This window comes from Pseudonocardia yunnanensis (assembly GCF_039534065.1).
GTDB classification, from domain to species: domain Bacteria; phylum Actinomycetota; class Actinomycetes; order Mycobacteriales; family Pseudonocardiaceae; genus Pseudonocardia; species Pseudonocardia yunnanensis.
In genome coordinates this window covers 115,395-139,113 of sequence record NZ_BAAAUS010000016.1, presented here as the reverse complement: position 1 = coordinate 139,113, position 23,719 = coordinate 115,395, and the positions used below count along the sequence as shown (strand labels likewise).

General features: G+C 69.5%; 19 protein-coding genes. 12 read left to right on the top strand and 7 right to left on the bottom strand.

Annotated features, from left to right (window positions below; all coding sequences use genetic code 11):
• Positions 1-101 precede the first annotated feature (101 nt).
• Positions 102-1,505, top strand: a complete 1,404-nt coding sequence (locus ABD743_RS16630) for a DHA2 family efflux MFS transporter permease subunit (protein WP_344722998.1) — start codon at positions 102-104, stop codon at positions 1,503-1,505.
• Positions 1,506-1,617: 112 nt separating this feature from the next.
• Positions 1,618-2,901 (top strand): YibE/F family protein, encoded by a 1,284-nt coding sequence (locus ABD743_RS16625; RefSeq protein ID WP_344722988.1) that lies wholly within the window; start codon positions 1,618-1,620, stop codon positions 2,899-2,901.
• Positions 2,902-3,273: 372 nt separating this feature from the next.
• Here the strand turns inward: ABD743_RS16625 and ABD743_RS16620 are convergent, their stop codons facing one another.
• Positions 3,274-3,651 carry a cupin domain-containing protein gene (locus ABD743_RS16620; RefSeq protein ID WP_344722987.1) on the bottom strand — a complete coding sequence of 126 codons (378 nt, stop codon included), beginning with the start codon at positions 3,649-3,651 and terminating at the stop codon, positions 3,274-3,276.
• Between the two features lie 303 nt (positions 3,652-3,954).
• Between ABD743_RS16620 and ABD743_RS16615 the strand changes: the two genes are divergently transcribed.
• Positions 3,955-6,015 (top strand): phosphocholine-specific phospholipase C, encoded by a 2,061-nt coding sequence (locus tag ABD743_RS16615; protein WP_344722986.1) that lies wholly within the window; start codon positions 3,955-3,957, stop codon positions 6,013-6,015.
• A gap of 206 nt (positions 6,016-6,221) precedes the next feature.
• The gene (locus ABD743_RS16610; RefSeq protein WP_344722985.1) at positions 6,222-6,875 is read left to right on the top strand and encodes a response regulator transcription factor; all 654 of its coding nucleotides are present in this window, start codon (positions 6,222-6,224) and stop codon (positions 6,873-6,875) included.
• A 9-nt stretch (positions 6,876-6,884) separates the two neighbouring features.
• On the opposite strand, the gene ABD743_RS16605 is transcribed toward ABD743_RS16610, so the two are convergent.
• The gene (locus ABD743_RS16605; RefSeq protein ID WP_344722984.1) at positions 6,885-8,864 is read right to left on the bottom strand and encodes a GAF domain-containing sensor histidine kinase; all 1,980 of its coding nucleotides are present in this window, start codon (positions 8,862-8,864) and stop codon (positions 6,885-6,887) included.
• Positions 8,865-8,994: 130 nt separating this feature from the next.
• Positions 8,995-9,399, bottom strand: a complete 405-nt coding sequence (locus tag ABD743_RS16600; RefSeq protein WP_344722983.1) for a response regulator — start codon at positions 9,397-9,399, stop codon at positions 8,995-8,997.
• A 161-nt stretch (positions 9,400-9,560) separates the two neighbouring features.
• Between ABD743_RS16600 and ABD743_RS16595 the strand changes: the two genes are divergently transcribed.
• The 3 genes from ABD743_RS16595 to ABD743_RS16585 all read left to right on the top strand — a co-directional run bounded on the left by ABD743_RS16595 (position 9,561) and on the right by ABD743_RS16585 (position 11,072).
• On the top strand, positions 9,561-10,310 hold the full coding sequence (locus ABD743_RS16595; protein ID WP_344722982.1) for a hypothetical protein: 750 nt from the start codon (positions 9,561-9,563) through the stop codon (positions 10,308-10,310).
• A gap of 338 nt (positions 10,311-10,648) precedes the next feature.
• Positions 10,649-10,888 carry a hypothetical protein gene (locus ABD743_RS16590; protein WP_344722981.1) on the top strand — a complete coding sequence of 80 codons (240 nt, stop codon included), beginning with the start codon at positions 10,649-10,651 and terminating at the stop codon, positions 10,886-10,888.
• A gap of 4 nt (positions 10,889-10,892) precedes the next feature.
• Positions 10,893-11,072, top strand: coding sequence for a DUF7455 domain-containing protein (locus ABD743_RS16585; RefSeq protein WP_344722980.1), 180 nt, complete (start codon positions 10,893-10,895; stop codon positions 11,070-11,072).
• Positions 11,073-11,211: 139 nt separating this feature from the next.
• Here ABD743_RS16585 and ABD743_RS16580 read toward each other — a convergent pair whose 3' ends face one another.
• Together ABD743_RS16580 and ABD743_RS16575 are read right to left on the bottom strand one after the other, a co-directional pair.
• On the bottom strand, positions 11,212-13,956 hold the full coding sequence (locus ABD743_RS16580; protein WP_344722979.1) for an AAA family ATPase: 2,745 nt from the start codon (positions 13,954-13,956) through the stop codon (positions 11,212-11,214).
• A gap of 510 nt (positions 13,957-14,466) precedes the next feature.
• The gene (locus ABD743_RS16575) at positions 14,467-14,691 is read right to left on the bottom strand and encodes a hypothetical protein (RefSeq protein ID WP_344722978.1); all 225 of its coding nucleotides are present in this window, start codon (positions 14,689-14,691) and stop codon (positions 14,467-14,469) included.
• A 539-nt stretch (positions 14,692-15,230) separates the two neighbouring features.
• Between ABD743_RS16575 and ABD743_RS16570 the strand changes: the two genes are divergently transcribed.
• From ABD743_RS16570 to ABD743_RS16560, 3 genes are all read left to right on the top strand, one after another.
• Positions 15,231-15,878 (top strand): response regulator, encoded by a 648-nt coding sequence (locus tag ABD743_RS16570; RefSeq protein WP_344722997.1) that lies wholly within the window; start codon positions 15,231-15,233, stop codon positions 15,876-15,878.
• A gap of 319 nt (positions 15,879-16,197) precedes the next feature.
• Positions 16,198-17,673: a catalase gene (locus ABD743_RS16565; RefSeq protein ID WP_344722977.1), complete on the top strand. Its 1,476-nt coding sequence runs from the start codon at positions 16,198-16,200 to the stop codon at positions 17,671-17,673.
• A 60-nt stretch (positions 17,674-17,733) separates the two neighbouring features.
• Positions 17,734-18,372 (top strand): HD domain-containing protein, encoded by a 639-nt coding sequence (locus ABD743_RS16560; protein ID WP_344722976.1) that lies wholly within the window; start codon positions 17,734-17,736, stop codon positions 18,370-18,372.
• 34 nt (positions 18,373-18,406) lie between these two features.
• Here ABD743_RS16560 and ABD743_RS16555 read toward each other — a convergent pair whose 3' ends face one another.
• A complete protein-coding gene (locus ABD743_RS16555) occupies positions 18,407-19,681 on the bottom strand; it encodes a hypothetical protein (protein ID WP_344722975.1) in 1,275 nt (424 codons plus the stop codon).
• Positions 19,682-19,722: 41 nt separating this feature from the next.
• The gene (locus tag ABD743_RS16550; protein WP_344722974.1) at positions 19,723-19,929 is read right to left on the bottom strand and encodes a hypothetical protein; all 207 of its coding nucleotides are present in this window, start codon (positions 19,927-19,929) and stop codon (positions 19,723-19,725) included.
• Positions 19,930-20,126: 197 nt separating this feature from the next.
• Between ABD743_RS16550 and ABD743_RS16545 the strand changes: the two genes are divergently transcribed.
• The gene (locus ABD743_RS16545; RefSeq protein WP_344722973.1) at positions 20,127-21,482 is read left to right on the top strand and encodes a sensor histidine kinase; all 1,356 of its coding nucleotides are present in this window, start codon (positions 20,127-20,129) and stop codon (positions 21,480-21,482) included.
• The gene (locus ABD743_RS16540; protein ID WP_344722972.1) at positions 21,470-23,677 is read left to right on the top strand and encodes a sensor histidine kinase; all 2,208 of its coding nucleotides are present in this window, start codon (positions 21,470-21,472) and stop codon (positions 23,675-23,677) included. The genes ABD743_RS16545 and ABD743_RS16540 overlap by 13 nt, the downstream gene beginning before the upstream one ends.
• The last annotated feature ends 42 nt before the right edge of the window (positions 23,678-23,719 follow it).

The following is a 23,719-nucleotide window of genomic DNA, read 5'->3' as shown; positions in this document are numbered from 1 at the left end:
TGACTGCCGAAGAGCATGGCGCGACGGGGGGCGAGGCGGCCGCATCCGCGGACGCGACGTCGCTATCGACAGCGGAGTCCGCCGATCCGCCACCGGGCGCCATGGTCGTGGTCGCCCTGCTGGTGGGATCGGCGTTCGCCATGATCCTCAATGAGACGATCATGAGCGTTGCACTGCCGGCGCTCATGGCCGACCTCGAGATCGGCGCGAGCACCGCGCAATGGCTCACCAGCGGCTTCCTTCTCACAATGGCAGTGGTCATCCCGACCACCGGATACCTGCTCCAGCGATTTCCTCCGCGGTCGATCTACCTCGTGGCGATGTCGCTGTTCACCACAGGAATTCTGATCGCAGCACTCGCCCCCGGTTTCGGGGTGCTCCTGATCGGCCGGGTCGTACAGGCCACGGGCACCGCCGTCATGGTGCCGTTGCTGATCACCACCGTGATGCGACTGGTGCCGGCCGATCGACGAGGCCGCACCATGGGCACCATCACGATCGTCATCGCGGTGGCTCCGGCGATCGGCCCCACCGTGTCCGGGTTGATCCTGGGCGCGCTCGGGTGGCGCTGGATGTTCTGGATCGTGCTCCCCATCGCGGCGATCGCCCTTGCCATCGGCGCCGCCTTCTTGCGCATTCCGGCCGACACCCGCCGGGTGCCCCTCGACGTGGCCTCGGCCCTGATCTCGGCCGTGGCCTTCAGCGGTCTGCTCTACGGGTTCAGCAGCATCGGTGAGGCCATGCGCGGCGAAGCAAGGATCACGCCGTGGATCCCGATCGTGATCGGGGCGATCGCACTGGTCGTCTTCGTGGCGCGCCAGCTACGGCTGCAGGCCGACAACCGGGCCCTGCTCGACCTGCGCCCCTTCTCCCACCGTCCGTTCGTCGTCGCGCTCATCCTGGTGATGATCAGCATGATGGCGCTGTTCGGGGCGCTCATCCTGCTGCCGCTCTACCTGCAGGGCGTGCTCGGGGCCACCACCCTCGCCACTGGCCTGGCGCTCCTTCCGGGCGGTCTGGTCATGGGCCTGCTGGGACCGGTGGTCGGGCGGCTCTTCGACCGGTTCGGCGCTCGCCCACTGGTCGTGCCGGGCGCGATGGTGCTGTGCGTCGCCCTGTGGCTGTTCACCACGCTCGGCGCGGAGTCGCAGCTGTGGATGATCATCGCGATCCACGTCGTGCTCACGGTCGGGCTGTCGCTGATGTTCACCCCGCTCATGACCGACGCGTTGGGATCGCTGCCCGGCGAGCTCTACTCCCACGGCAGCGCGATCGTCACCACCCTGCAACAGGTGGCAGGCGCAGCCGGCACGGCTCTGTTCATCACCGTGATGACGCTCGGGTCCGCCGATCCGACCGGAGCGATCGACGCCGCAGGCACCCACACTGCGTTCCTGGTCGCGGCGGTCATCTCGATCGTCGTCGTCGGCCTGTCGTTCCTGGTGGCCCGGCCCTCGTCCGCCACGGAACCGACCCCGACGCCGGCCACCTCGGCCGCCTCCTGATCACGGGCGAGGACCCACGGCGCCGCTGGGCACCGCCGGGCAGGCACCAGGATTCGAACAGGTCGCGCCCGGCGGTCGCAGGGTGATGGCACCGGCGCGGGAGGATCGGCCGGTGCACCCTCAGGATCCGTCCCCGCAGTACGTGGGCGCCCGGCACCGGCACCGAGGCCGAAGCACTCCCGGCGGGATCGAACGGGAGCACGGACACGGGCATGGGCATGGGCACGGGCACGGACCCGCCGCGCCCGCCGACCGACGCGTCCGGTTCGCGATCGCAGCCTTGCTCGTGCCGGCGCTCCTCGCCACCGTGGTCGGCCTGATCGTGCTCTACCCGTTCGAGGACCGACGGCCCTCGGCGCAGGACGCCTCCGTACGGATCGCCGCGCACGTCACCGCGGCGACCGAGGTGGACTGCGCCGACGGGCAGCCCGGGGGCAGCGGCTGCCTCGCCCTCACCACCGAGATGTCCGAGGGACCGCGGGCCGGCCAGAGCATCGACACGCTGGTGTCGGTCGTGCGGGGCAAGGCCCCGTTCGGTGTCGGCGACGACGTGATCATGCTCTGGTCCGGCGAGAACCCGGGCGACCCCGACTCGTACCAGATCGTCGACTTCCAACGCGACCAGCCACTGCTGGTCCTCGCACTCGTCTTCGCCGCTACGGTGCTGGCGCTCGGACGGTGGCGCGGGCTCGCGGCGCTCGTCGGCCTGGGCTTCACCGCTGTGGTGCTGCTCGCCTTCATGCTTCCCGCGATCCTTGCAGGTCGCGATCCTCTTGCCGTCGCCGTCGTCGGGTGCTGCGCGATCATGTTCGGCGTCCTCTACCTCACCCACGGATTCTCCGCGCGCACGTCGACCGCGGCGCTCGGGACGTTGCTCAGCCTGCTGCTCATCGGCCTGCTCGGTGCGGCGTTCGCCGCACTGACATCGCTGACCGGCAGGGACGAGGACACCGCGAACCTCGCCTCCACCCTCGGCAGCGACCTCGACGGGCGTGGGCTCGTACTCGCCGGTCTCATGATCGGAGCCCTCGGCGCCCTCGACGACGTCACCGTCACCCAGACCAGCGCCGTGTGGGAACTACGTCGCGCCGACCCCTACCTTCGCCCCGCCGCGCTCTTCGGCGCCGCCATGCGCATCGGCCGCGACCATGTCGCATCCGCCGTCAACACACTCGTACTCGCCTACGCGGGAGCCGCGCTCCCTCTCCTCCTGCTGTTCAGCGTGGCCGAACGCGGACTCACCGACACGCTGACGACACAGGTGATCGCCACCGAGGTCGTCCGCACCCTGGTGGGCAGCATCGGGCTCGTCGCGTCGGTTCCACTCACCACCGCACTCGCCGTCGCCGTGGTCACCCGCAGCCACCGCGGGCGCAGGTCAGCCGTGGCCGGATGACGGCGTACGGCCCCGACGCGGGCGGCTTCTCAGCGGCTTCCGCGGTCCGCGAGTGCGCCCTTGATCCAGAGCCCGAGCTTGTCGCCGAGCAGGCCTCCGCCGATTCCGGCGATGCAGGCGGGCACGAGCATGAGGATGTCAGCAAGCACGAGGTTGTTCTCCTTCGGCCCGAGCCGGGGTCTCGAGCAGGTCGGGGCTGCAGGTCACGCGCATGCTTCGGGGGCAGGGCGGGACCGGGTCGATCATTGTATGGAACCGCCGGCGCGCCTCGACGCCCGACGGTCCGTCATCCAATGTCGGTGGTCGAAACGCGTCCGTCGAGACCGAATGGGGCACGTCACGTTTACCTTGACAACCTCACCTGCGTTCGATTCAGCGCTCGACGTAGTGGATGTCGAACGGCTTGTTGGTGATGAAGAGGAAGGTGACGTCTCCGTCCGCGGAGGCCCCGTGCTCCATGATCCCGCCCTCGGGAAACCACACGAAGCTGCCCGGCCCGAACTCCCCTCCGTGGGTGGTGAGGATGCCGTCGAGCACGTAGATGCCATGCGCACAGGGATGGTGGTGCCAGGGATTGGTGAATCCCGCGCGGTAGACCATCTTGAAGACCTGCATGCCCGTGTCCGGATCCGCGACCAACGGTAGGGCGTCCAGTTCCACTCCGATCTGCGGGATCGGGAACAGCGTCCACTCGGCGGTGTTGGTGTCGACGACCGTCAGATCGACCGGCCGGAGTTCAGGTGTGGTCATGGCAACTGGCCTTCCTGGACGAAAGAGGGCCTCCGAGTGTCCAGCATCGATCATGAGCAGTACACAGACTCACTCTCCCGGCGGCACCGGCCGACGATCGTCCATGCCGCTCGGCGATCTCCACACAGAACGGACCGAACGGAGATAAGACGCAGCGGCACCGAGCAGACATTCGGTTAATACGCATCACACGACCGGTAGCCGGAAGTTCGCCCAGCCGTCGTCGACCGGTCAACTGAAATCCGTGAGCACTGATGAGGCTGACCCGAGAAGGATTATGCGAACCCGGGGAGCCCTGATCCGATGACCGCCTTGAGCCGGCGCAGATTCGTGCAATTGGCCGGCGGCGCAGCTGTCGCCTCCATGTTCTCCAACAGCATCGCTCGCGCTGCCGCGATCGAGCCACAGCACGGCACCGAAAGCATCCGGGACATCGAGCACATCGTCATCCTGATGCAGGAGAACCGCTCCTTCGATCACTATTACGGGTCGATGCGCGGCGTGCGCGGCTTCGGAGACCCGCACCCCGTCACCCTTCCCGACGGCCGATCGGTGTGGCAGCAGCCCTACAACTCGGATGACGTGCTGCCTTTCCGGCCTGCCGTCAAGGACCTCGGACTGCAGTTCATCGAGGACCTCGACCACAGCTGGAACGGTACCCACGCGGCGTGGCACGAGGGGAAGTACGACGAGTGGGTGCCCGCCAAGGGCGCCACGACGATGGCCTATTTGACCCGGGATGACATTCCCTTCCACTATGCGCTCGCCGATGCGTTCACGATCTGCGACGCTTACTACTGCTCGATGATGGCCCCCACGGACCCGAATCGATACCACCTGTGGACCGGCTATGTCGGTAATGACGGAAAGGGTGGCGGACCGGTCGTCACCAATGACGAGCTCGGCTACGGCTGGACGACGTACCCCGAACGACTGGAAGCGGCCGGAATCTCCTGGAAGGTCTATCAGGACATCGGTGACGGCCTTACTTCCGAGGGCAAGTGGGGCAACATCGACGACGCCTATCGGGGCACCTACGGCGACAACTCACTACTGTTCTTCAACCAGTTTCGCAACGCTGTTCCAGGAGAGCCACTCTACGACAAGGCCTGCACCGGGACGAACGCCAAGAACGGCGACGGGTTCTTCGATGTGCTGACCGCCGACATCACAGCCGGCACGTTTCCGCAGGTGTCCTGGATCGTCGCTCCCGAAGCTTTCAGCGAGCACCCGAACTGGCCGCCCAACTACGGGGCCTGGTACATCGCGCAGCTGCTGGACGCGTTGACGCGCGACTCGGACGTGTGGAGCAAGACGGCGCTGCTCATCCCCTTCGACGAGAACGACGGCTTCTTCGACCACATGGTGCCGCCCTACCCGCCGTCCTCGGCGACGCAGGGGAAGTCGACCGTCGACGTGAGCGACGAGCTCCTCGGCTCGTCCTTGCCCGGCCAGGTCCCGGGACCCTACGGCCTCGGTCCGCGCGTCCCGATGCTCGTCGTCTCGCCGTGGAGCAGAGGTGGCCGGGTCTGCTCGGAGGTGTTCGACCACACCTCGGTCCTGCGGTTCATCGAGCAGCGCTTCGGGGTGCGCGAACCGAACATCACCGCGTGGAGGCGCACCGTGTGCGGTGACCTCACCTCGGCCTTCGATTTCTCCCGGGCCGACCCAGCCGTGCCGGCTCTCCCTGCGACCAACGCCTACTACCCGCCGGACAAGAACAGGCACAAGGACTACGTCCCCACGCTGCCCGACAATCCGGCGCTGCCCAAGCAGGAGACCGGCCGTCGCCCCGCCCTCCCACTGCCCTACGACCTGGCAGCCGACGGGCGCCTGACGAGCGGCCGCCTGAACGTCGCCTTCTCCAACCACGGGGGTGCCGGAGCGAGCTTCTACGTCACCTCGACGACCGACACGAACGGACCGTGGACCTACACCGTCAGTGCCGGCAAGCAGCTGTCGGACGGCTGGAGCATCGCGGCCGCCGACAGGGGGGCCTACGACTTCACGGTCCACGGTCCCAACGGCTTCCTGCGCCGGTTGGCCGGTCACACCAGCAATGCGGGCCCCGAGGTGTCCGCGCGCCACCGCTCGGCAGGCGCAGAGGTGCAGCTCGTGCTCACCAACAGCGGCGCCGGGGCCGTCCGGCTCACGGTGAACGACGTCAACCAGACGGACCAGTCGGCCAGCTATCACATCGCGCGCGGCGGACGCGTGGTCCACACGGCGCGCACAGCGGACAGCGACGGCTGGTACGACCTGTCCGTTGTCTCCGACGGGGACGGCACCTTCCTGCGACGCCTGGCCGGGCACGTCGAGACGGGCAGGACCACGATGACCGATCCGGCGATCGGCGCGCACTGACACCGCCTGCCAGCCGTGTCACGGGCTCGGTCGGCCTGGCCGTTCCAGCAGTCCGCGCCCGCCGGTTCCGGTGCTCCAGGAGCCGCCGAATGGGGCGAGAGGTGCCGATGGCTCGCTGCGAGCCCCCGACGTCGGGATAATCCCCCTATGAGCTATGCGCCGTATCCGCACGCCCACGCCCGCGCAGGACCAGCGCTCGAGCGGCCATGACCCCGCTACGTGTGGTCATCGCCGAGGACGATGTCCTGCTCCGCGAGGGCCTGGCAAGCCTGCTCGAACGCTCGGGCTTCCAGGTCGTCGGCCAGGCGGGTGATGCCACCCGTCTGCTCGAGCTGGTCCGCGAGACGACACCCGATCTGGTGGTCGTCGACATCAGGATGCCGCCGACCCAGACCAACGAGGGGCTGGAGGCGGCCAGGGAGATCCGCCGGGAGCAGCCGGATACCGGAATCCTCGTACTCTCGGCCCACGTCGAGGTCGAGCACGCGATGGAGCTGCTCGCCAGCGGCCAGGGCATCGGGTACCTGCTCAAGAGCCGCGTCACCGAGGTGAACGAGTTCATCGAGACGCTCGAACGGGTCGCCCGCGGTGGCTCCGTCGTCGACCCCGCTCTCGTGCAGGAGCTGGTGGCCGCGCGCAAGCGCAACGACCCGCTCGCCGTGGTCAGCGCCCGCGAACGCGACGTCCTGACCCTTATGGCGGAGGGCCGTTCCAACGCGGGCATCGCACGCCGGCTCTGGATCAGCGAGGGCACGGTCGAGAAGCACGTGCGCAGCATCCTGACGAAACTCAGCCTGCCCGAGACCGATGACAGCCACCGCCGTGTGCTCGCGGTACTGACGTTCCTGGATGCCCGCTGACCGCGACCGTCACCAGGGCAGGAGCGGAAGGGTCACCTGCACCAGGGTGCCCTCGCCGGCCGGGCTGTTGACCTCGAACGTCCCGCCCAGCGCCTCCACCCGGTCGCGGATGCCGACGAGTCCCGACCCGCGCGTCGGATCGGCGCCGCCGACGCCGTCGTCCTGAACCTCGAGCCACAGGCTCCCGTACCGCTCCTCCAGGAGGATCGTCACGCGCGAGGCGTCGGCGTGCTTCGTCATGTTCGTCAGCGCTTCGGAGACGACGTAGTACGCCGCGACCTCGACCGGCTCGCGAAAGCGGGCCTGCGTCCGGACGTCGAGCTCGACGAGCACAGTCGAGCGGCGGCCGAGCGCCCGCAGAGCGGATCCGAGCCCTCCCTCGGAGAGGACCGCCGGGTGGATCCCGCGCGACATCTCGCGCAGCTCGTCGAGCACCTCGGCGAGCTCCGCGGCGATCCGGCCGATCCCGAATCGCAGCTCATCCAGATCCCGCGGCACCGAGCCCTGCAAGAGACTCAGCTCGAGCCCCAGCGTGACGAGTCGCTGCTGCGCACCGTCGTGCAGATTCCGCTCGATCTTCCGTCGTGCCTCGTCCGACGCTGCGACGACCCGGGCTCGGGAGGCAGCGAGCTCGGCCGCGCTCTCCGCGTCCGCAACGGCGATGGCGACGAGCTCGGTGAAGGCCACCATGCGGTGCTCGGTGCCGACGGGGAAGTGCGCGTTTCGCGTCGCGATGGCGAGAGCGCCCCACGACTTGCCCCCGACGACGATCGGGATGCCGATGGCCGACCGGATCCCGGTATCGCGAATCGCCGCCGCGAAGTCGCCGGGTACCTCGCTGATGTCGTCGAGAATGGCCGGCTTGCCCGTGGCCAGCGCGGTCGCGAGGGCGTGCGGAGGCTCGATCTTCCACCGGGTCCCCTCGGCCAGCCGCTCGCCGTGCACACCGGTGCTGCCCACCACCGTCACCAGGCCGTCCGGATCGAGCCGGACGATCATCGTGGCTTCGGCTCCGAGCACTCGGCCGACCTCTTCCCCGACCTCGGCGACCACCTCCGCCGTGGGCGCGCCGCGGGCGACGAGGGTCGCGACCCGCCGCAGTGCGGCCTGGTTGTCCAGGAGCTCGCCGATCTCGGCGCGACCCTGCGCGTTCTCGATCGTGGTGACCACGAGCTCCGTGAAATCCGCCATCTGCGCCTCGGTGTTGACCGGGAACGGGATGTGGCTGCGCGTCGAGGCCGCGATCACGCCCCAGAGGTGCCCGGCGACCACGATCGGTGAGCCGACCGACGAACGGATCCTCAGCCGCCGGGCCTCCTCGGCGATCGGGCCAGTGGCGCCCGTGAAGCCGTCCACGCGCGCGGGACCGCCGCTCTCCCGTATCCGCGCGGCGATGCTCAGTCCGTCGAGAGCGAACCGCGTGCCCACGGCCAGCCGCACCGGCACGCGGCTCCAGGCGGCGACACCGGTCACGGTGCCGTCGTCCTCGTAGCGTTCCAGGCGCGCGAGGTCGGCGCCGCACAGCAAGCCGACCTCGCGGGTGACGGCCTCGAAGACCTCCGACTGCGGACTCGCCTGTGCCACCAAGGTTGCAACCCGGCGCAACGCCGACTGCTCCTCCGTGAGCCTCGCGGACTCCCGCGCCTGCCGCTGTGCCCGCGCCGCGAGCTGCCCGACGACGACCGCGGTGATGAGGAAGATCACCAGCGGCAACAGGGTCTGCGGATCGTCGGCCCGGATGCGGGCCGGCTTCAGAAACAGGAGTACGTAGGCCCCGGCACTGATGACCGCCACCGCCACCGCCGCCGTCGAACCCCAGAGGAGGGCGACCGGAAGGACCGCCAGCAGGTAGAGAACCAGCAGGCTCAGGACGGGAACGTGCTCGTCGAGCACCTCGATCAGAGCGCTGATCGCAGCCACCAGCACAACGCCGACGAGCAGCCCGCTCAGCCGGCGCAGTACGGACGGTCGAATCCGGACATGTGCCATCTCACGACTCCCGCAGCGAGACGCTAATCCGGAATCCGCCTCCCTGACGACCCTCCGGCCGCTCCGCCACGCGCGCCTGCGCCGGATGCAGGCCGAGATGCCGCTGCCCGCGTGGCATTCATGCCTCCGCTCAGCGCCCCCCGGCGTCCACCAGATTGAGCACGGCGGTCGCGGACAGGAGCGACTTGGAGAGGAATCCGGCCGCAGGGCTGGACGCGATCAGGTCGGCGAGGTCCTCCTCGCCGCGCGTGGAGATCAGCACAACTCGGGCGCGGAGCTCAGGAAAATCCTCGACCAGCCGCCGGGTGAGCTCGAACCCGCTCTCCTCCCCCAGGGCGACGTCGACCAGCACGACATCCGGGCGCAACACGGTCGCCTCCAGCAGGGCCCCGGCGATAGTCGTCGCGGTCCCTACCACCTCCAGTCCCTGGCGTTCAAGGCTGAGACGGGCGATCTCGAGGAAGCGCTCGTTGTCGTCAACAATCAGGCAACGTCGCAGCACCTGTTCAGCATCGCAGTAGTCGGCGCGTCGCACATTGCAGCTAGCCGGAACGAGCGATGCCCGACCGGGCCCAGCGCGGCGCCGGCGAGGGCCCGCGGGCCGGGCTGACACCCAGTGCGGGTTCCTGCCAACCGGTAGAGCGGATGCCCGCAGGCCCTGACGACACAAGGGCAGGCGAAGCGCACTCTCATCCCGTGGATACAGCCACGGTGATTGCCAACGCGATGACGGACTACCTCCTCGCCTCAGGCACCAACAAGGCGCCGGCCACGCGCGCTCCGGTGCACATGGCTGCCTGGCTGGACGCTCGTGGCTACCGGCTCGTCCGGCCCTCTGCTCCCCATCCGGCCGAGCAGGAGGACCAGAACGAGTTCACCCGGATCGCCTCCTCGATCGACTGGCACTCGGCCGACATCACGAGCGAGGCCAAGAGCGAGATCGTCCGCCAGATCGTCGACGCCGTCACAACCGCGGCGACAGTGTCCACGGACAAGCGTCAGTCGGCGCCGCTGGGCGCGCGCCACCCGTCCCGGTTCCGGCCGACGATCGTCCGCTCGACCACGGCCGGCAGCGAGCCGGCCGCGGAGGTGGCGGAGCCGCCCGAGTCACCATCCGGCTACACCCAGGTGAACGCGCACAGCACGAACGCACAGCCGTGCTCGATCGAGCTGTACGGGAGCCGGCGTGAGTCGACGCCCCTGCGAAGCGTTCCCGCGACCCCTGCGCAGGCGGAGACGCCGCTACGCGCCAGCGTGGAGCTGCCCGAGCCCATCCGGCCCGCCGGATACGCCGAACGTGACCCCTACAAGGTGACCTGGGCCGGAGGCGTCCACCTCCTCGGTGCGCGGATCCTCGTGATCCCGTGCCGCACCGTGAACAGCCCGGAGGACGCCCGGGCGCACGCGGCGGCCGTCCTCGCTGCCGCCGCACGCATGCGGCGCTAGCTGCGTTCCTTACCGGTGCACGGCCGCTCGGCGGCTCGCGCCCAGCCCGGCCCCGCTGACCGGCCTCCTCGCCGAGGCCGGATTCGGCTAGGCACCGGGCGCATTTCCCCGGGCGACTCGCGGGTGCCCCGCGAGTCGCCCCTCCCATCCCGCGAGCCGCCACTTCCTCTCCCGCGAATCGCCCGTTCCGGCAGCAGTCGGTCGGGTGGGGGGCAACCCCCACTCTCGGTTGGCGGGTTCGCTCCAGTGGTTCGGGGGGCAGCGGGATGGCAGGAGAGAGGGCCCGCGACGGATCCTTCAAGGGTCACAGAAGCGACAGAGCCGGAAGGAGAACGACGATGATGAACACCACCGCCAACCCCCTCAGCTACCGCGATCGCGCCGTTCTCCGCGCCGTCGCCGCGGGCCGCTGCGAGATCGCCGACGACACGGGCGGGACGCTCGTCGTGGACGGCCGGTTCCTCAGCGACCAGTTCACCGGCCCTCGACTCACAGCCGCCGGTCTGATCCACGCCGGTTCACACCACGGACCTGCCCGGCTCACGGCTTCCGGTGAAGCCCTGCTCGAGGCGGCGTGACGACATGACGATCCACGACTTCCCCGTTCTCACCCGTTTCGACCGCTGCGACCGCTGCAGCGCCGCCGCACGGATGCGCGCACTGCTCCCGGCCGGCAACGAGCTCCTCTTCTGCAGGCACCACGCCCGTCAGCACGAGCCCCGGCTGCGCGAGATCGGCGCAGAGCTGAGTATCGATCCCTGAGGATCCCCCATTCGTCGAGCCCGGTCTCCTCCCGCGACCGGGCTCGCGTCATGTTCGGGGGTCGTCTCGGGGCGAACACCACGATCGGTATGCGACAAGTCGACCTCGATCGTCGGCCCGGCCGCGGGCACTTCCTCCGTCAGCGGCGGAGCTGCCTGCGTGAGGTGATGTCGAGCTTGGAGAAGATCCGGCTCAGGTGCCACTCGACGGTGCGCGGGCTGATGAACAGGCGGGCACCGATCTCGGGGTTGGAGAGTCCCTCACGGACCAGACCCGCGATCTGCGCTTCCTGGGGCGTGAGCGCCGTGCTGGTCTCGACCGTGCGTTTACGTGGGGAATCGCCGGTGGCCCGCAGCTCGGAGGCCGCCCGGTGGGCGAATGCTTCGGCGCCCATCGCGGTGAACGCCTCGTGGGCGGTGCGTAGCTGCTCGCGTGCGTTCAGCCGTCGGCCTTCCCGGCGTAGCCATTCGCCGTAGAGGAGATGGGCGCGGGCGAGCTCGCCACGGACGCGGGTGCGCCCGAGCCGGTCGATCGCCTCGCAGTAGGCGCGCTCGGCGTCGCGACCGCAGCTCAGCAGCGCACGGGAGCGGGCTTCGACGCCCAGCGCCCAGTCGGTGCCGCTGGCGCGCGTGACGTCGATGAGCTGACCGAAGGCCTCAGCAGCGCGTTCGGACATCCCGCAGCGCGAGGCCGCTTCGACGAGCTCGGCCAACGCCGCCCACGGGGCGACCCCCAGCACCGGCGGCTGGCTGCTGGCCTGCTCTGCGGAGGTCAGCGCGTCCTCGTAGCGGCTGAGGCTGTTGTACAGCATCGCGGCGGCCCACTGGGCCTTGATCAGACCGTCGCCCTCCCCGCGTTGCAGCACCTCCGTGATGGTCGCCTCGATCAGCGCGCAGGCCTCGGCTTCGCGACCGCGCCACGCCGCGATCATCAAGGCGGCGAGCGGTGGTGGGGGATGTCCGGTCGCGTCCGTGACCGAGTTCAGCTCTTCGTGCAGTGAAGCGGCCTCGGCCAGTTCGCCGAGGAAGACGTGGACACCGATGCGTTGGCCGAGGGCAAGGGGAAGCATCGTCAGGGCCCCGGCCTCCCGTGCGGTGCGCACGAAGCGAGTGGCGAGTAGTTCCCAGGTGTCGTAGTCCCACAGGTGGGCGGCGGTGATGCACGCGTGCCAGAGCCAGCGCAGCCCCTCCTGCGCGGACAGGCCATGGCCACGGAACGCGCTGAGTGCCCGCTTCAGCATCGGCGCCGCTGAGGCGTAGCCGTCGTTGAACCGCAGCGCCAAGCCCTCGAGGAGCAGATCGGGCGCGCGCGAGGTCCGCGTCGTCGGGGACGCGGCACGGGCGGCGTGGGCGGCTTCCTGCACGCTGACGCCGCCGGCGAGCGCGCCGGCGAACATGGCCGCCAGCAAGGCGTCCAGGTAGGTCTCACCCGCCAGTTCCACGTCGAGTTGCTCGAGTTGTTTCGCGGCCTGCAGCAGCAGGGGCGGGGCTTCTCTGCCGCGGTTGAGCGTGAAGGCGATCTGGGCGCGTTGCAGGTCCACCCGGGCGCGTTGGAGCTTGGTCAGCGGGCACGCCTCGGCCAGGGACAGCAGTTTGAGCGCCGCGTCGGGTGCCCCGGCCAGGTGCGTGGCCCGCGCCGCGGCCAGCGCCCGCTGCACCCGACGGTCCGGGTCGGCGGTCAGCTCGGCGGCTCGTTCCAGGTAGGCGGCGGCCGCGGCGAGCCCGCCGCGTGCCTGCGCGCGCCCCGCCGAGTGCTCCAGGTCGGCGGCGACGTTTTCGTCCGGTCCCGCTGTGGCCTGCGCGGCATGCCAGGCGCGACGATCGAAATCGGCCTCCGGATCGGTGGCCTCCGCCAGTGCACGGTGCGCGATCCGCCGTTCCTCCGGGGAAGCCACCCGGTAACTGGCCGAGCGAACGAGGGGGTGATGAAACCGCACCCGCCTGCCGATCCAGAGCAACCCGGCCGATGCCGCCGGAGCGGCAGCAGCGATGCTGATGTCGAGCAAGGAGACGGCGCGCCACAGCAGCACGGGATCGCCCAGCGGTTCGGCCGCGGCGACCAGCACGAGCCGCTGAGTCTCGGCCGGAAGTGCCGCGAGTCGTCGCCGGTAGTTCTCCTCGATCTGACCTGCGAGCGCGTCGGTACCGCTCACGACGACACCGCCTGCCAGCTGCGCCGGCGTCAACCCGTGCGGCAGCTCCAGCAAGGCCAGCGGATTCCCCCTGGTCTCGGCGACGATCCGGTCACGTACGCGCTCGTCGAGCGGCCCGCGCAGCGTCGAGCGCAACAGCTCCCGCGCTTCGGCATCGGGCAGCCCGTCTACCACCAGCTGCGCCAGGCCCGCCAGCTCTGCTGCCTCGCCCGTGCGCGCCGCGAAGACCAACCCCACGGACTCCGCCATCAAGCGGCGGGCGGCGAACGCCAGCGCCTGTGCCGAGGCATGGTCGAGCCACTGGGCGTCATCCACCACACAGATCAGCGGTTGTCCATCGGCGGCCTCGGCCAGCAGACCCAGCACGGCCAGCCCGACCAGGAAGCAGTCCGGCGGATTCCCGGCACTGAGGCCCAAGGCCGTACGTAGCGCATCGCTCTGGGGAGAGGGAAGGCGGTCCAGCCGGTCGAGCATCGGGGTGCACAGCTGATGAAGCCCGGCGAAGGCCAGCTCCATCTCGGACTGGATTCCTGCGGCACGCGCCACCCGGCCGGGCGCCCGCTCGACGACGTACTCCAGCAGCGTGCTCTTACCCACGCCCGGCTCGCCACGCACCACCAGCGCCCGGCTCTCCCCTGCCCGCACGGCCTCCAGCAATCGATCGAGCACGACGCACTCGCTGTGCCGGCCCCGCAGCGAGTGCTCGTGGCTGCAGCCGTTCGCGCCATCCATCCCGAGTCTCCGCCTTACCCCGACGAGTTCCTCACATACCGCCCGCACGTCTCGAACGTGCCCTCGTTCGAGCGAGCGGGTGGCGATGCCTGCCAGCAGATTCGATCAGCGTTCCAGCATGACGCCGAGAATGTGGCAGCCGCACTCGGGGAGCGGTGCAACAGCACGAGCGGGGCGGCCGGTCCGGGCCGCCGACCTCGTGCCGATGAGTGAAATCGACGGTATGCCGTTCATCGAGACCGATGCGCGCAATACGTGGAGGCACCTGGGCGGTCACTCTCCTATCACTCCGCCATCCTCAGCTGCAGACAGCACCGTGTCCATTGAGCTAGCTCAAATATTCCGTGAGGAAGGCCAACCCGCACCCCTAGGGCCAACCCCACGGCGATGGACAAACCGGCGCGCTACGCCGGGCGCCGCCTTGGGAGCGTAGCTCCCGTCTCGGCTACGCTCATGTCTGCAGTGGCATTTGCGCATTCAGTACGCTGCCCGAGCCTTGTGGCGAATTGATCACGACTTCGCCGCCGAGGGCCCCGTGACCAGCTCGCGCAGGCCATCGATCGCCGCCTGTCGAGCCGTCGCGTCGGACGAACCGGTCATCGGGAATGGGTCGGCTCGCCGGTTTTCCGTCCCACGACTGGGCGAGCCGCACAGTTCCTCAACCCGGTCGTAGCCGAGCGCTGCCAACACCGCCGGATCGGCGACGATGATCCCAACGTTGTGGTTGTCGCCCACACCGGCTGTGGGGTGTCGAGAAGAACCAGCGCCAGAAATTCCTCCGTAGGATTCACGTCGGTCCTCCGGCCTCGATATCCGCTTTTCGGGCGGACGCCCTCTCCTGAAAGCGGTCAACCCAGCCCTGCCCTCCGGCAGCCGACGGCTGAAGATCGCAACCGTGTGGTCACGCTCTGCACGCCGGGAACCCCCGATGGAGTTCGCGATCTTTCGCCGTGCGAGGCGATAACGGGGATCATCGATCCCGGCAGTTCGGCGTCGGTACGCGCGCTGACGTTTCGAGAACGGAAGCGGCAGGTAACAGGACGATATGCTCCACTACCGCGGCAGCAGTTCGTCGGAGGACACGAGCTCGCCGTTGTGCGAGCGATGAGGCCACTACCAGGTATTTCAGCGAGAGGAACCGCGATAACCGTGAGGTGGGCGTGCGTGAGCAGGGAGGGCACTCCGTGCACGTACAGCCCGTGCGCCTGCCATGCCTCGGCCGGGCCGAAGGGTCCGGCGGTTCACGCCGCCGAGCCTGGCCGATGACCGTACATCTGCGCGTCGTCGTCGGTGAGGACCAGACGCTGGTCCGAGAGGGCATCGTGCGCGTTCTCGAACGCGCCGGCGTCGACGTGGTGGGTGTGGCCGTCGACGCACCGGACCTGCTCGACTCGGCCCGTACGCACCATCCGGATGTCGTGATCGCCGACATCCGCATGCCTCCCGACCTCGAGGACGACGGGCTCCGCGCCGCGCTGGAGATCCGCGCAACGATGCCTGACATCGGCGTCGTCGTGCTCTCGCAGTTCCTCGAGGCCCAATACGCCCGCGAGCTCGTCGGCGAGCGGCCGGAGGGCGTGGGATACCTGCTCAAGGAGAAGGTCGCCTACCCCCAGATCCTGGTGGACGCGGTGTGCCGCGTCGCTGCCGGCGAATCGGCCCTGGACCCGGACGTCATCGAACGGCTGGTCCTTCGCAAGCGCGTCGGCAGCCCGTTCGACGACCTGACTCCGCGCGAGCGCGACGTGGTCACCCTGATGGCCGAAGGACGCTCCAACGCCGGCATCGCCGCCGCGCTCGTCGTCTCGGTGCCGGCGGTCGAACGACATGTGACCAGCATCTTCAGCAAGCTCGGCCTGCGTCAGTCGGACGCCGCGCAGCACCGGCGGGTGCTCGCGGTGCTCAGGTACCTCCAGAGCTGACCGCTCTGCGGGTCGAACCAGCCGAACCCGGGTGCCCCGCCACCCCTCCTCACAGCCTCGCACCACTCCCGGGGTGCGCCACCCCGGCATTTCCCGTGGTTGGCCGCGCGAACCCCGGGAGTCACCCGGGGGCGCCGGTCACCTACGGGCACAAGACTGGCCTCCCACGGCGAGGTATGTCTCGGGGCTCCGATGAAGGAGGTTGACGATCGCTGTACGGATCGATCTCGATCTCCTTCGACCCGCGTCGTACGACGCCACCGCTGCACCGCTGATTCCGACCTGACACGCCCAGCCACGAGAGCACCCGGAGAGGCCCATGACCGAAGACCATGTGACCGCCGGCAACGGCCGGCCGGCCGGCCGACTGACCACCGCCGCAGGCGCGCCCGTACCCGACAACCAGAATGTCGAGACAGCCGGCCCCCGTGGGCCGATGCTCCTGCAGGACATCTGGTTCCTGGAAAAGCTCGCGCATTTCGATCGTGAGGTCATCCCCGAGCGACGCATGCACGCCAAGGGCTCCGGGGCATTCGGCACCTTCACCGTCACGAACGACATCACCCGCTACAGCAAGGCGAAGCTCTTCTCACAGGTGGGCAAGACCACCGAGATGTTCGTCCGCTTCTCGGTCGTGGCCGGTGAACGCGGAGCCGCCGATGCCGACCGGGACATCCGCGGATTCGCGGCGAAGTTCTACACCGAGGAGGGGAACTGGGACCTCGTCGGCAACGACGTTCCGGTGTTCTTCTTCCGCGACCCGCTCAAGTTCCCGGACCTCAACCACGCGATCAAGCGCGACCCACGCACCAACATGCGCAGCCCGAAGAACCAATGGGACTTCTGGAGCTCGCTGCCCGAGTCGCTGCACGTCGTGACGATGATCATGAGCGATCGGGGAATCCCGGTTTCGTATCGCTTCATGCACGGCTTCGGATCTCACACGTTCAGCTTCATCAACGCCGACAACGAGCGTTTCTGGGTGAAGTTTCACCACCGTGTGCAGCAGGGGATCAAGAACCTCACCGACGCCGAGGCGGCGGCGGTCATCAGCGGAGACCGTGAGAGCTCGCAGCGCGATCTCTACGAGGCCATCGAGCGGGGTGAGTTCCCACGCTGGAAGCTGTGCGTTCAGATCATGCCCGAGGCCGACGCGGCGACCGTGCCCTACCATCCGTTCGACCTCACGAAGGTCTGGCCGAAGGGCGACTATCCGCTGATCGAGGTCGGCGAATGGGAGCTCAACCGCAACCCGGACAACTACTTCGCCGACGTCGAGCAGGCCGCGTTCAACCCTGCCGCCGTCGTTCCCGGAATCAGCTTCTCGCCGGACAAGATGCTGCAGGGACGGCTCTTCTCCTATGGCGACACCCAGCGCTACCGGCTCGGCGTCAACCACCATCAGATCCCCGTCAACTCTCCGCGAGTGCCCGTGTACAGCTACCACCGCGACGGCCCCATGCGGGTCGACGGGAACTACGGCAGCACGCTGACCTACGAACCCAACAGCTACGGGGTATGGCAGGAGCAGCCGGGCTATCGCAATCCACCGGAGTCGGTCGGCGCAGTGGCCGACCACTGGGACTTCCGGCAGGACGACGATGACTACTACAGCCAGCCCGGCAACCTCTTCCGAAAGATGACCCGTGAGCAGCAGCAAGCGCTGTTCGAGAACACGGCGCGCGCCGTGATCGGTGTCCCCACCGAGATCAAACAACGCTGGATCGACCACTGCACCAAGGCCGACCCCGACTATGGCACCGGCGTTGCCGAGGCGATCGCGGCTCTCCACTGATTCAGGGCCTCACTCAGCCTGAACCGGCGCACACCGTTGTAGACGACGAAAGGCGAACCGATGAACGAAACGATCGCGGACGTCACCATCCCGGATACGGCCCTGGCTCGTGCGGCCACCGACATGGTTCGCGAGGCCAGCTCACCGCTGCTGTTCAACCACTGCCGGCGGGTGTACCTGTTCGGCAGCCTGAAGGGCCGGCATCGCAAGCTCGATGTGGACCCCGAGCTGCTCTACGTCGGCGCGATGTTCCACGACCTCGGGCTGACCGAGCGCTACCGGAGCACCGACCAGCGCTTCGAGGTGGACGGTGCCGACCTGGCCCGGGATTTCCTGCTCGAACACGGCCACAGCCCGGCCGATGCCCGCGCCGTCTGGCTGGGTATCGCCCTCCACACCACCCCCGGCGTCCCGGACCATCTCGAACCGGAAACCGCGCTCGTCAGCGCAGGGGTGGAGACCGATGTCCTGGGGTGGGACCTCGACGAGATCAGCCCTGAAAACATCGCCGAGGTCGTCAAGGCGCATCCTCGCCCGAACTTCAAACGCGAAATCCTGCGTGCCTTCACCGACGGCATGAAGAACCGCCCCTCCAGCACGTTCGGCACCATGAATGACGATGTGCTCGCACACTTCGTGCCCGGCTTCGTCCGTGAGGACTTTGTCGACATCATCATGAGTTCCGATTGGCCCGAGTAGCGGACGAGCGGCACGTCCGCTCGCACCTATCGAGTCAACGGGCCGTTCGTCCAGCACGGCGGACGAGGTTGACGGCGATCAGGGTGAGGCCGGCGTAGGGCAGGACGAGCAGCACGAGCTGGGTCGCGCCGAGGGCGGCGGCGGTGACATCCGCGGCCCGGACCGCGGTGGCAGTCGCCTCGAGACGCCCGAGCAGTGCTGCCCACACGACGGGCAGGATCTGCGGGGCCAGCACGACGAACATGACGCTCCACCAGCCCAGGAACGCCATGGTCAGCGCTGCCCAGCAGGCGACGATGCGGCGGGTCACCGGCGTCAGCTCGGCGACCCGTGGATGATCGCCGCCTCCGGGCAGCAGGCTGCGGAGGATCGGGCCGAGGCGGGCGAACAGATCCGGCACGCCGACCAGGTCGGCGAGGATGTAGTAGCCGTCGAGTCGCACCGAGGGCAGGAACTGCCACATCGTCTCGATGTGCAGGGCCACCAGCACGACCAGCAGCCACGGTGAGCCGGTGGTCAGGTACGCCATGCCGATCACGGTCATGGCGACGGCGTTGGCATACACCCCGCCCAGGTCGACGCGCAGCCGCGCCGCCCGGCCGAGGCGGTAGGCGTCGGTGACCGTGCTGAAGAACACCGGCCAGACCAGGTACAGCCCGATGCCCATCGCTCCGGGTCGGGCACCGCCGTAGCGGCACGCGGCGGCGTGGCCGCACTCGTGGAACGCGGCCACGGCGAGGATCACTGCCAGTACCGGGACGGTCAGCGCAGGCTGGTCGCTGAACGCACGGACGGCCGGCAGGATCTGCCCGGAGCCACCACCGGCGAGGATGAGGACGTCGACGGCGGCGAACCCGGCGAGCATCAGGGCCACCACCGGGGAGGCGAAGAGGGGCCCGAGCAACCCGGCGATCGCCCATACGACGCGTTCGGGCACGAGCCGCGCCCGATACGTGAGCATCAGCGGATCCGGACGGGCCGGGAGCGACGGCCCGGCGTCGGAGGCGATGAGACCGGCCGGGCGGAGCCTGTTGTCGAGCAGGAACGCCACTTGCGCGGCGGTGACCGTCCGGTCGATCTCGGCGCCGAGCGCCGCGGCCAGCTCGTCGAGATCGCGGCGTCCGTCAACCAGCCTCGCCAGCAGGAACACCCGCTCCGAGAGCTGCACGACCTGCCCGTCGCCGCGGCAGGCCAGGTAACGGGGTTCGGTGAAGCCCGAGCCGGAGTAGGGCCCGATCAACTCGGTGCCATCGGCCGGTCGAGGGGCGGTCGACGTGCGAGGGGCGTGTGCGCTGTCGGTGGGGCTCATCGGGGGTCTCCTCGGACGTCCGGGCGTCGTCCGAGCCGTCATCACTTACAGCCCGGCGGCTTCGGAGACCACCACGGAACGTCGTTGCACGGCGTCTGGGTAGCGCCGTCGACTCCGCCGCTGAGGGCGGTGACGACGCCGGTGCCGGTCGCCGGGGCCGGGATGAGCAAGGTCGTGACCAGGGTGCGGGCAGGCAGCAGCTCGACATGCTCGGAGTCGAGCTCGGCGGAGCTCAGGTTCTTCGCCATGGCGTCTCCTGTTGTCATCCCGTGATGAGGGTGCCTGCCCTGCGTCGACGCCGCGATGGAGTACACCCCCGAACGACTCGGGAGAACCCCATGCCAGAGGGGGCAAACCCTACTTTCGGCAGCATCCTTGGCCACGGCCACCAGGGCGTTTAGCGTGTAGCAGCCGGACGGGATCCGGCTGAGACCGGTGGTGCGGGATGAACCGGACGATTGTGGCGCAGCTGGCACGGCCGCTGCTGGTGAGCATTTTTGTGGCCGTGGTCCTGACGGTCGTGGTGCGGGGTGGCGGCACGGTGCTCGGATCCGCGGCGTCGTTCGCCGTGCTGCTGCCGTTCGTGGCAGCCGCGTTGTGCGTGGTCGGTCTCGGGCTGGTGCGGCCGCGGGTCGACCGCCTGGTCGGCCGGTTGACCCACCACCGCGAGGTGACTCCGTACTCCGCGCTGGCGGCGGCTGCGGCACGTATCCGTGCGGGCTCCCTCGAGCAGGCCCTTCCCGGACTCACGGAGGTGGTGGCGAGCGGCACCGGGGCGAGCCGGACCGTCGTATGGCTCGCCGTCGACGACCGCCTCGTCAGCGCGGCCGCCCAGCCACCCCACGACACCGCACCGCCGACCGTCGAGAGCCTCGCGGTCCTGCTCAGCCGACCTGACACCGACTACGTCGTCCCGGTGCTCGACGGATCGGTGTTGCGCGCGGTGCTGGCCATCGGGAAACCGGACGCCGCGATCACCCCCGAGGACAAGCGGCTGATGCACGACGTGGCGAACGGGGCGGGTCTGCTGCTGCGCAGCGTCGCGCTCAACGCCGAGCTGGCGGAACGGATCCGCCGGGCCGACGATCTGGCCACCGAGCTCGAGTCGTCCCGGCAACGTCTCGCCCACGCCCGCGAGATCGAACGACGCCGGTTGGTCGTGGAGCTCGGGTACGCAACCGTCGATCGGCTCGCGACGCTGCGGGACGAGGTGGTCGTGGCGCGGTCCGTCCTCACCCCGGGGCGGGAACGGGCAGCAACGGCGATGGATGCGCTGAAGCGGGCCCGCGTCGGGCTCGAGGATCTGATCGACCGGTTCCGGGTGATCGCCCGTGGCGTCTACCCGGCGGTTCTGCGCGACCAGGGGCCGATGGCGGCTCTCGAGGAGCTGGCCGCCGACCTGCCACGGCCGGTGCGACTGACCGGCGACCTCGGCCGGCGGCTGAGCTGGGAGGTCGAGTCCGGGATCTACTACCTCACCGCCTCCGCGATCCAGCAGCTCGCGGGCCGGCCCGCCGAGCGCGAGCTGCTGGTACACCTCGAACATGCCGACGGCCGGTTGAGCGTGCGTGTCGAGGACACGGCGCCGGTCGTCGCCGCCCAGCAGGTGCGTGACGCGCTCGCAGGCGACGCCGAGCGACTCGCGACTCTGGGAGGGGAGCTCGCACTGATCGATCCCGCCGTCCGACCCGATGGGACCACGTCGCGGGGGACGGCGCGCGTGATCATCCTCGATGCCTGGTTGCCCGACCGGCTCGAGCCGCAGATCGGGCAGGCGCCAGAGGAGGCGTGGATGCGGTGAGAGAGTTCGGCCCGTCCCGGCTCGCCACCGCGGGATACGCGGTGGCGTTCGTGATGTGCGTCGTTCTCTCGATCAGCCTTCTGGTGGGCGGTGCTCTGGTTCTGCTCACGGACACCGCGCCGGGTGTGCTCGAGGCGAAGCCGTTCAACGAGCCTCTCGATCAGGCCGCCTTGGACTACGCGTTCAGCCTGCTCAACCTCGTCGTCGCCGCAGTTCTGCTGGCCTCGCGTCTGCACGGCCGGCCCATTCGGCTGCTGTCCGTCGCCATGATCGCGTCTGCCGGCGCGTTCAACCTGCAGGCGTACGCGGGGGCGGTCGCGCTGCAGGCGACGACGGGTCTGCCCGTCGAGGGCGTGTACCGGGTGCTCCTGCCTGCCGTCGCGTGCGCCGCCTACGTCCTGGCGTTGCTGCTCTTCCCCTCGGGGCAGCTCCCGCTGGCCGGTTCCGGAGTGCGCAGGAGCCTGATCGCCACGGGTCTGGGTGTGCTCCTGCTCGTCGGCGTCGGTACCGCCCTGCTGCCGCGCACGCTCGGGTGCGTGGTCTTCTTCGGATTCCTCGTCCCGCTGCTCGCGCTCGCGGTGACACCGCGACACCGTGTCGGCACCGGCCTGACGATGGAACAGCGCACCCAGGCCCGGCTGCTGTTCACCGTGGTGGCAGCCGTGCTCCCGGTGGCCGCCGTGCTGGGGTTGATCACTCAGCTGTGGTGGCAGCTCGGGTGGACCGGCCCCATCGTCCACGATCAGACGGCGCTGGCGGCAGGCGGGATCGAGCAGCCGACAGCGCTGCTGTTCTGGTTCGCACGGTTCGCATCGTCCGCGGTCGCCGCGGCGGTTCTGGTGGTCACCCGACGGACCGGGCTGTGGACCGCGGAGCGCGTGCTGAGCCTGTGGCTGGCCGCGACGCTGGTGGTGGCGCTGGTCGGCGGCGAATTCGCGGTCGTCGAGGCGATCGCCGGCGTGATCGCCGGGGTCATGGTCAGCGCAGGCATCCTCGGGGGCGTCGTCGTGGTCGCGGTGCTCGCAACGACACTGGAAGCGCTGTCGTTCCTCCCCGTGCACGTTCGCGCCGAGAGATTGGTCGACCGGCTGCTCTACGGAACCCGACCGACGCCGTACAACGTGCTCGCCGGGATCACGGAGCTGTCGCGCTCCACCCCGCGGAACGGACCGGATCTGGCCCGGGTCGCGGAGGCCGTCGCCCGGGGCCTGGGGGCGACCATGTGCCGGCTGACCGTGATCCGGCCAGGGATGCGCGACCGCACCTACTGGTGGGCCGAAGCCGGCACCGGCCCGGGTATCGACGACCTCATCGAAGAACCCGTACATCACGGCGAGGAGCGCATCGGATCGATCGCCGTGGACCGCGGCGCTGTCGTCGGCCTGTACGCGCAACGCCGGCGCCTGCTGACGGACATCGCCGACAGCCTCGGCGTGGTGATGCAGGCGAACCGGGCCGGAATCGAGCTCGACCGCCAGCTCCGAGCGGTGCTCGCGCGCGCCGAGGACATCGCGGTGTCGCGGCGCCGGACGATCGCGGAGATGGACAGTGAACGACGCCGGATCGAGCGTGACCTGCACGACGGCGCGCAGCATCGTCTGGTGTCCCTGCGCCTGACCCTCGGGCTGGCCGAACACCAGGTCGAGACGGCGCAGTTCGAGCAGGCCCGGGACCAGCTCGACCGGATCGCCGAGCAGATCGGGAGTACGGAGGCGGTGCTCGCCGCCACGGCAACCGGCGTGTCGTCCCCGGTGCTGGCGGAACGCGGTCTGGTGGCGGCGTTGGAGCTGGAGCTCCTGAACGTGCCGCCGGTCGTGCTGGACGTCGCCGGCCTCGACGCGGACCGTCGGTTCCCCGCCCCCGTCGAGGCCGCCGTGTACTTCTGCTGCCTGGAGTCGGTCAACAACGCCTGCAAACACGCGCCGGGCGCGGACGTCGTGGTGCGCCTGGCGACGGTCGACGATCGGCTGTGCTTCACCGTGCGCGACGAGGGCCCGGGATACGACCAGGGTGCGAGGTCCGGCTCGCCGGGCCGCGGGCTGGGCAACGTGCAGGCCCGGATGCGCGCTGTCGGCGGCCGGGTCGAGGTGCGTTCGCGGCCGGGCGCCGGTACGGCGGTCGAGGGCTGCGTGCCCCTGCCGCCCGACCGGTCGGGGCTGCCCGAACCGGAGATGCGACGGCCTTCCCGACACTGATCACATTTACGTGTCGGTAGGTGTACATCGGACAGTCATCCC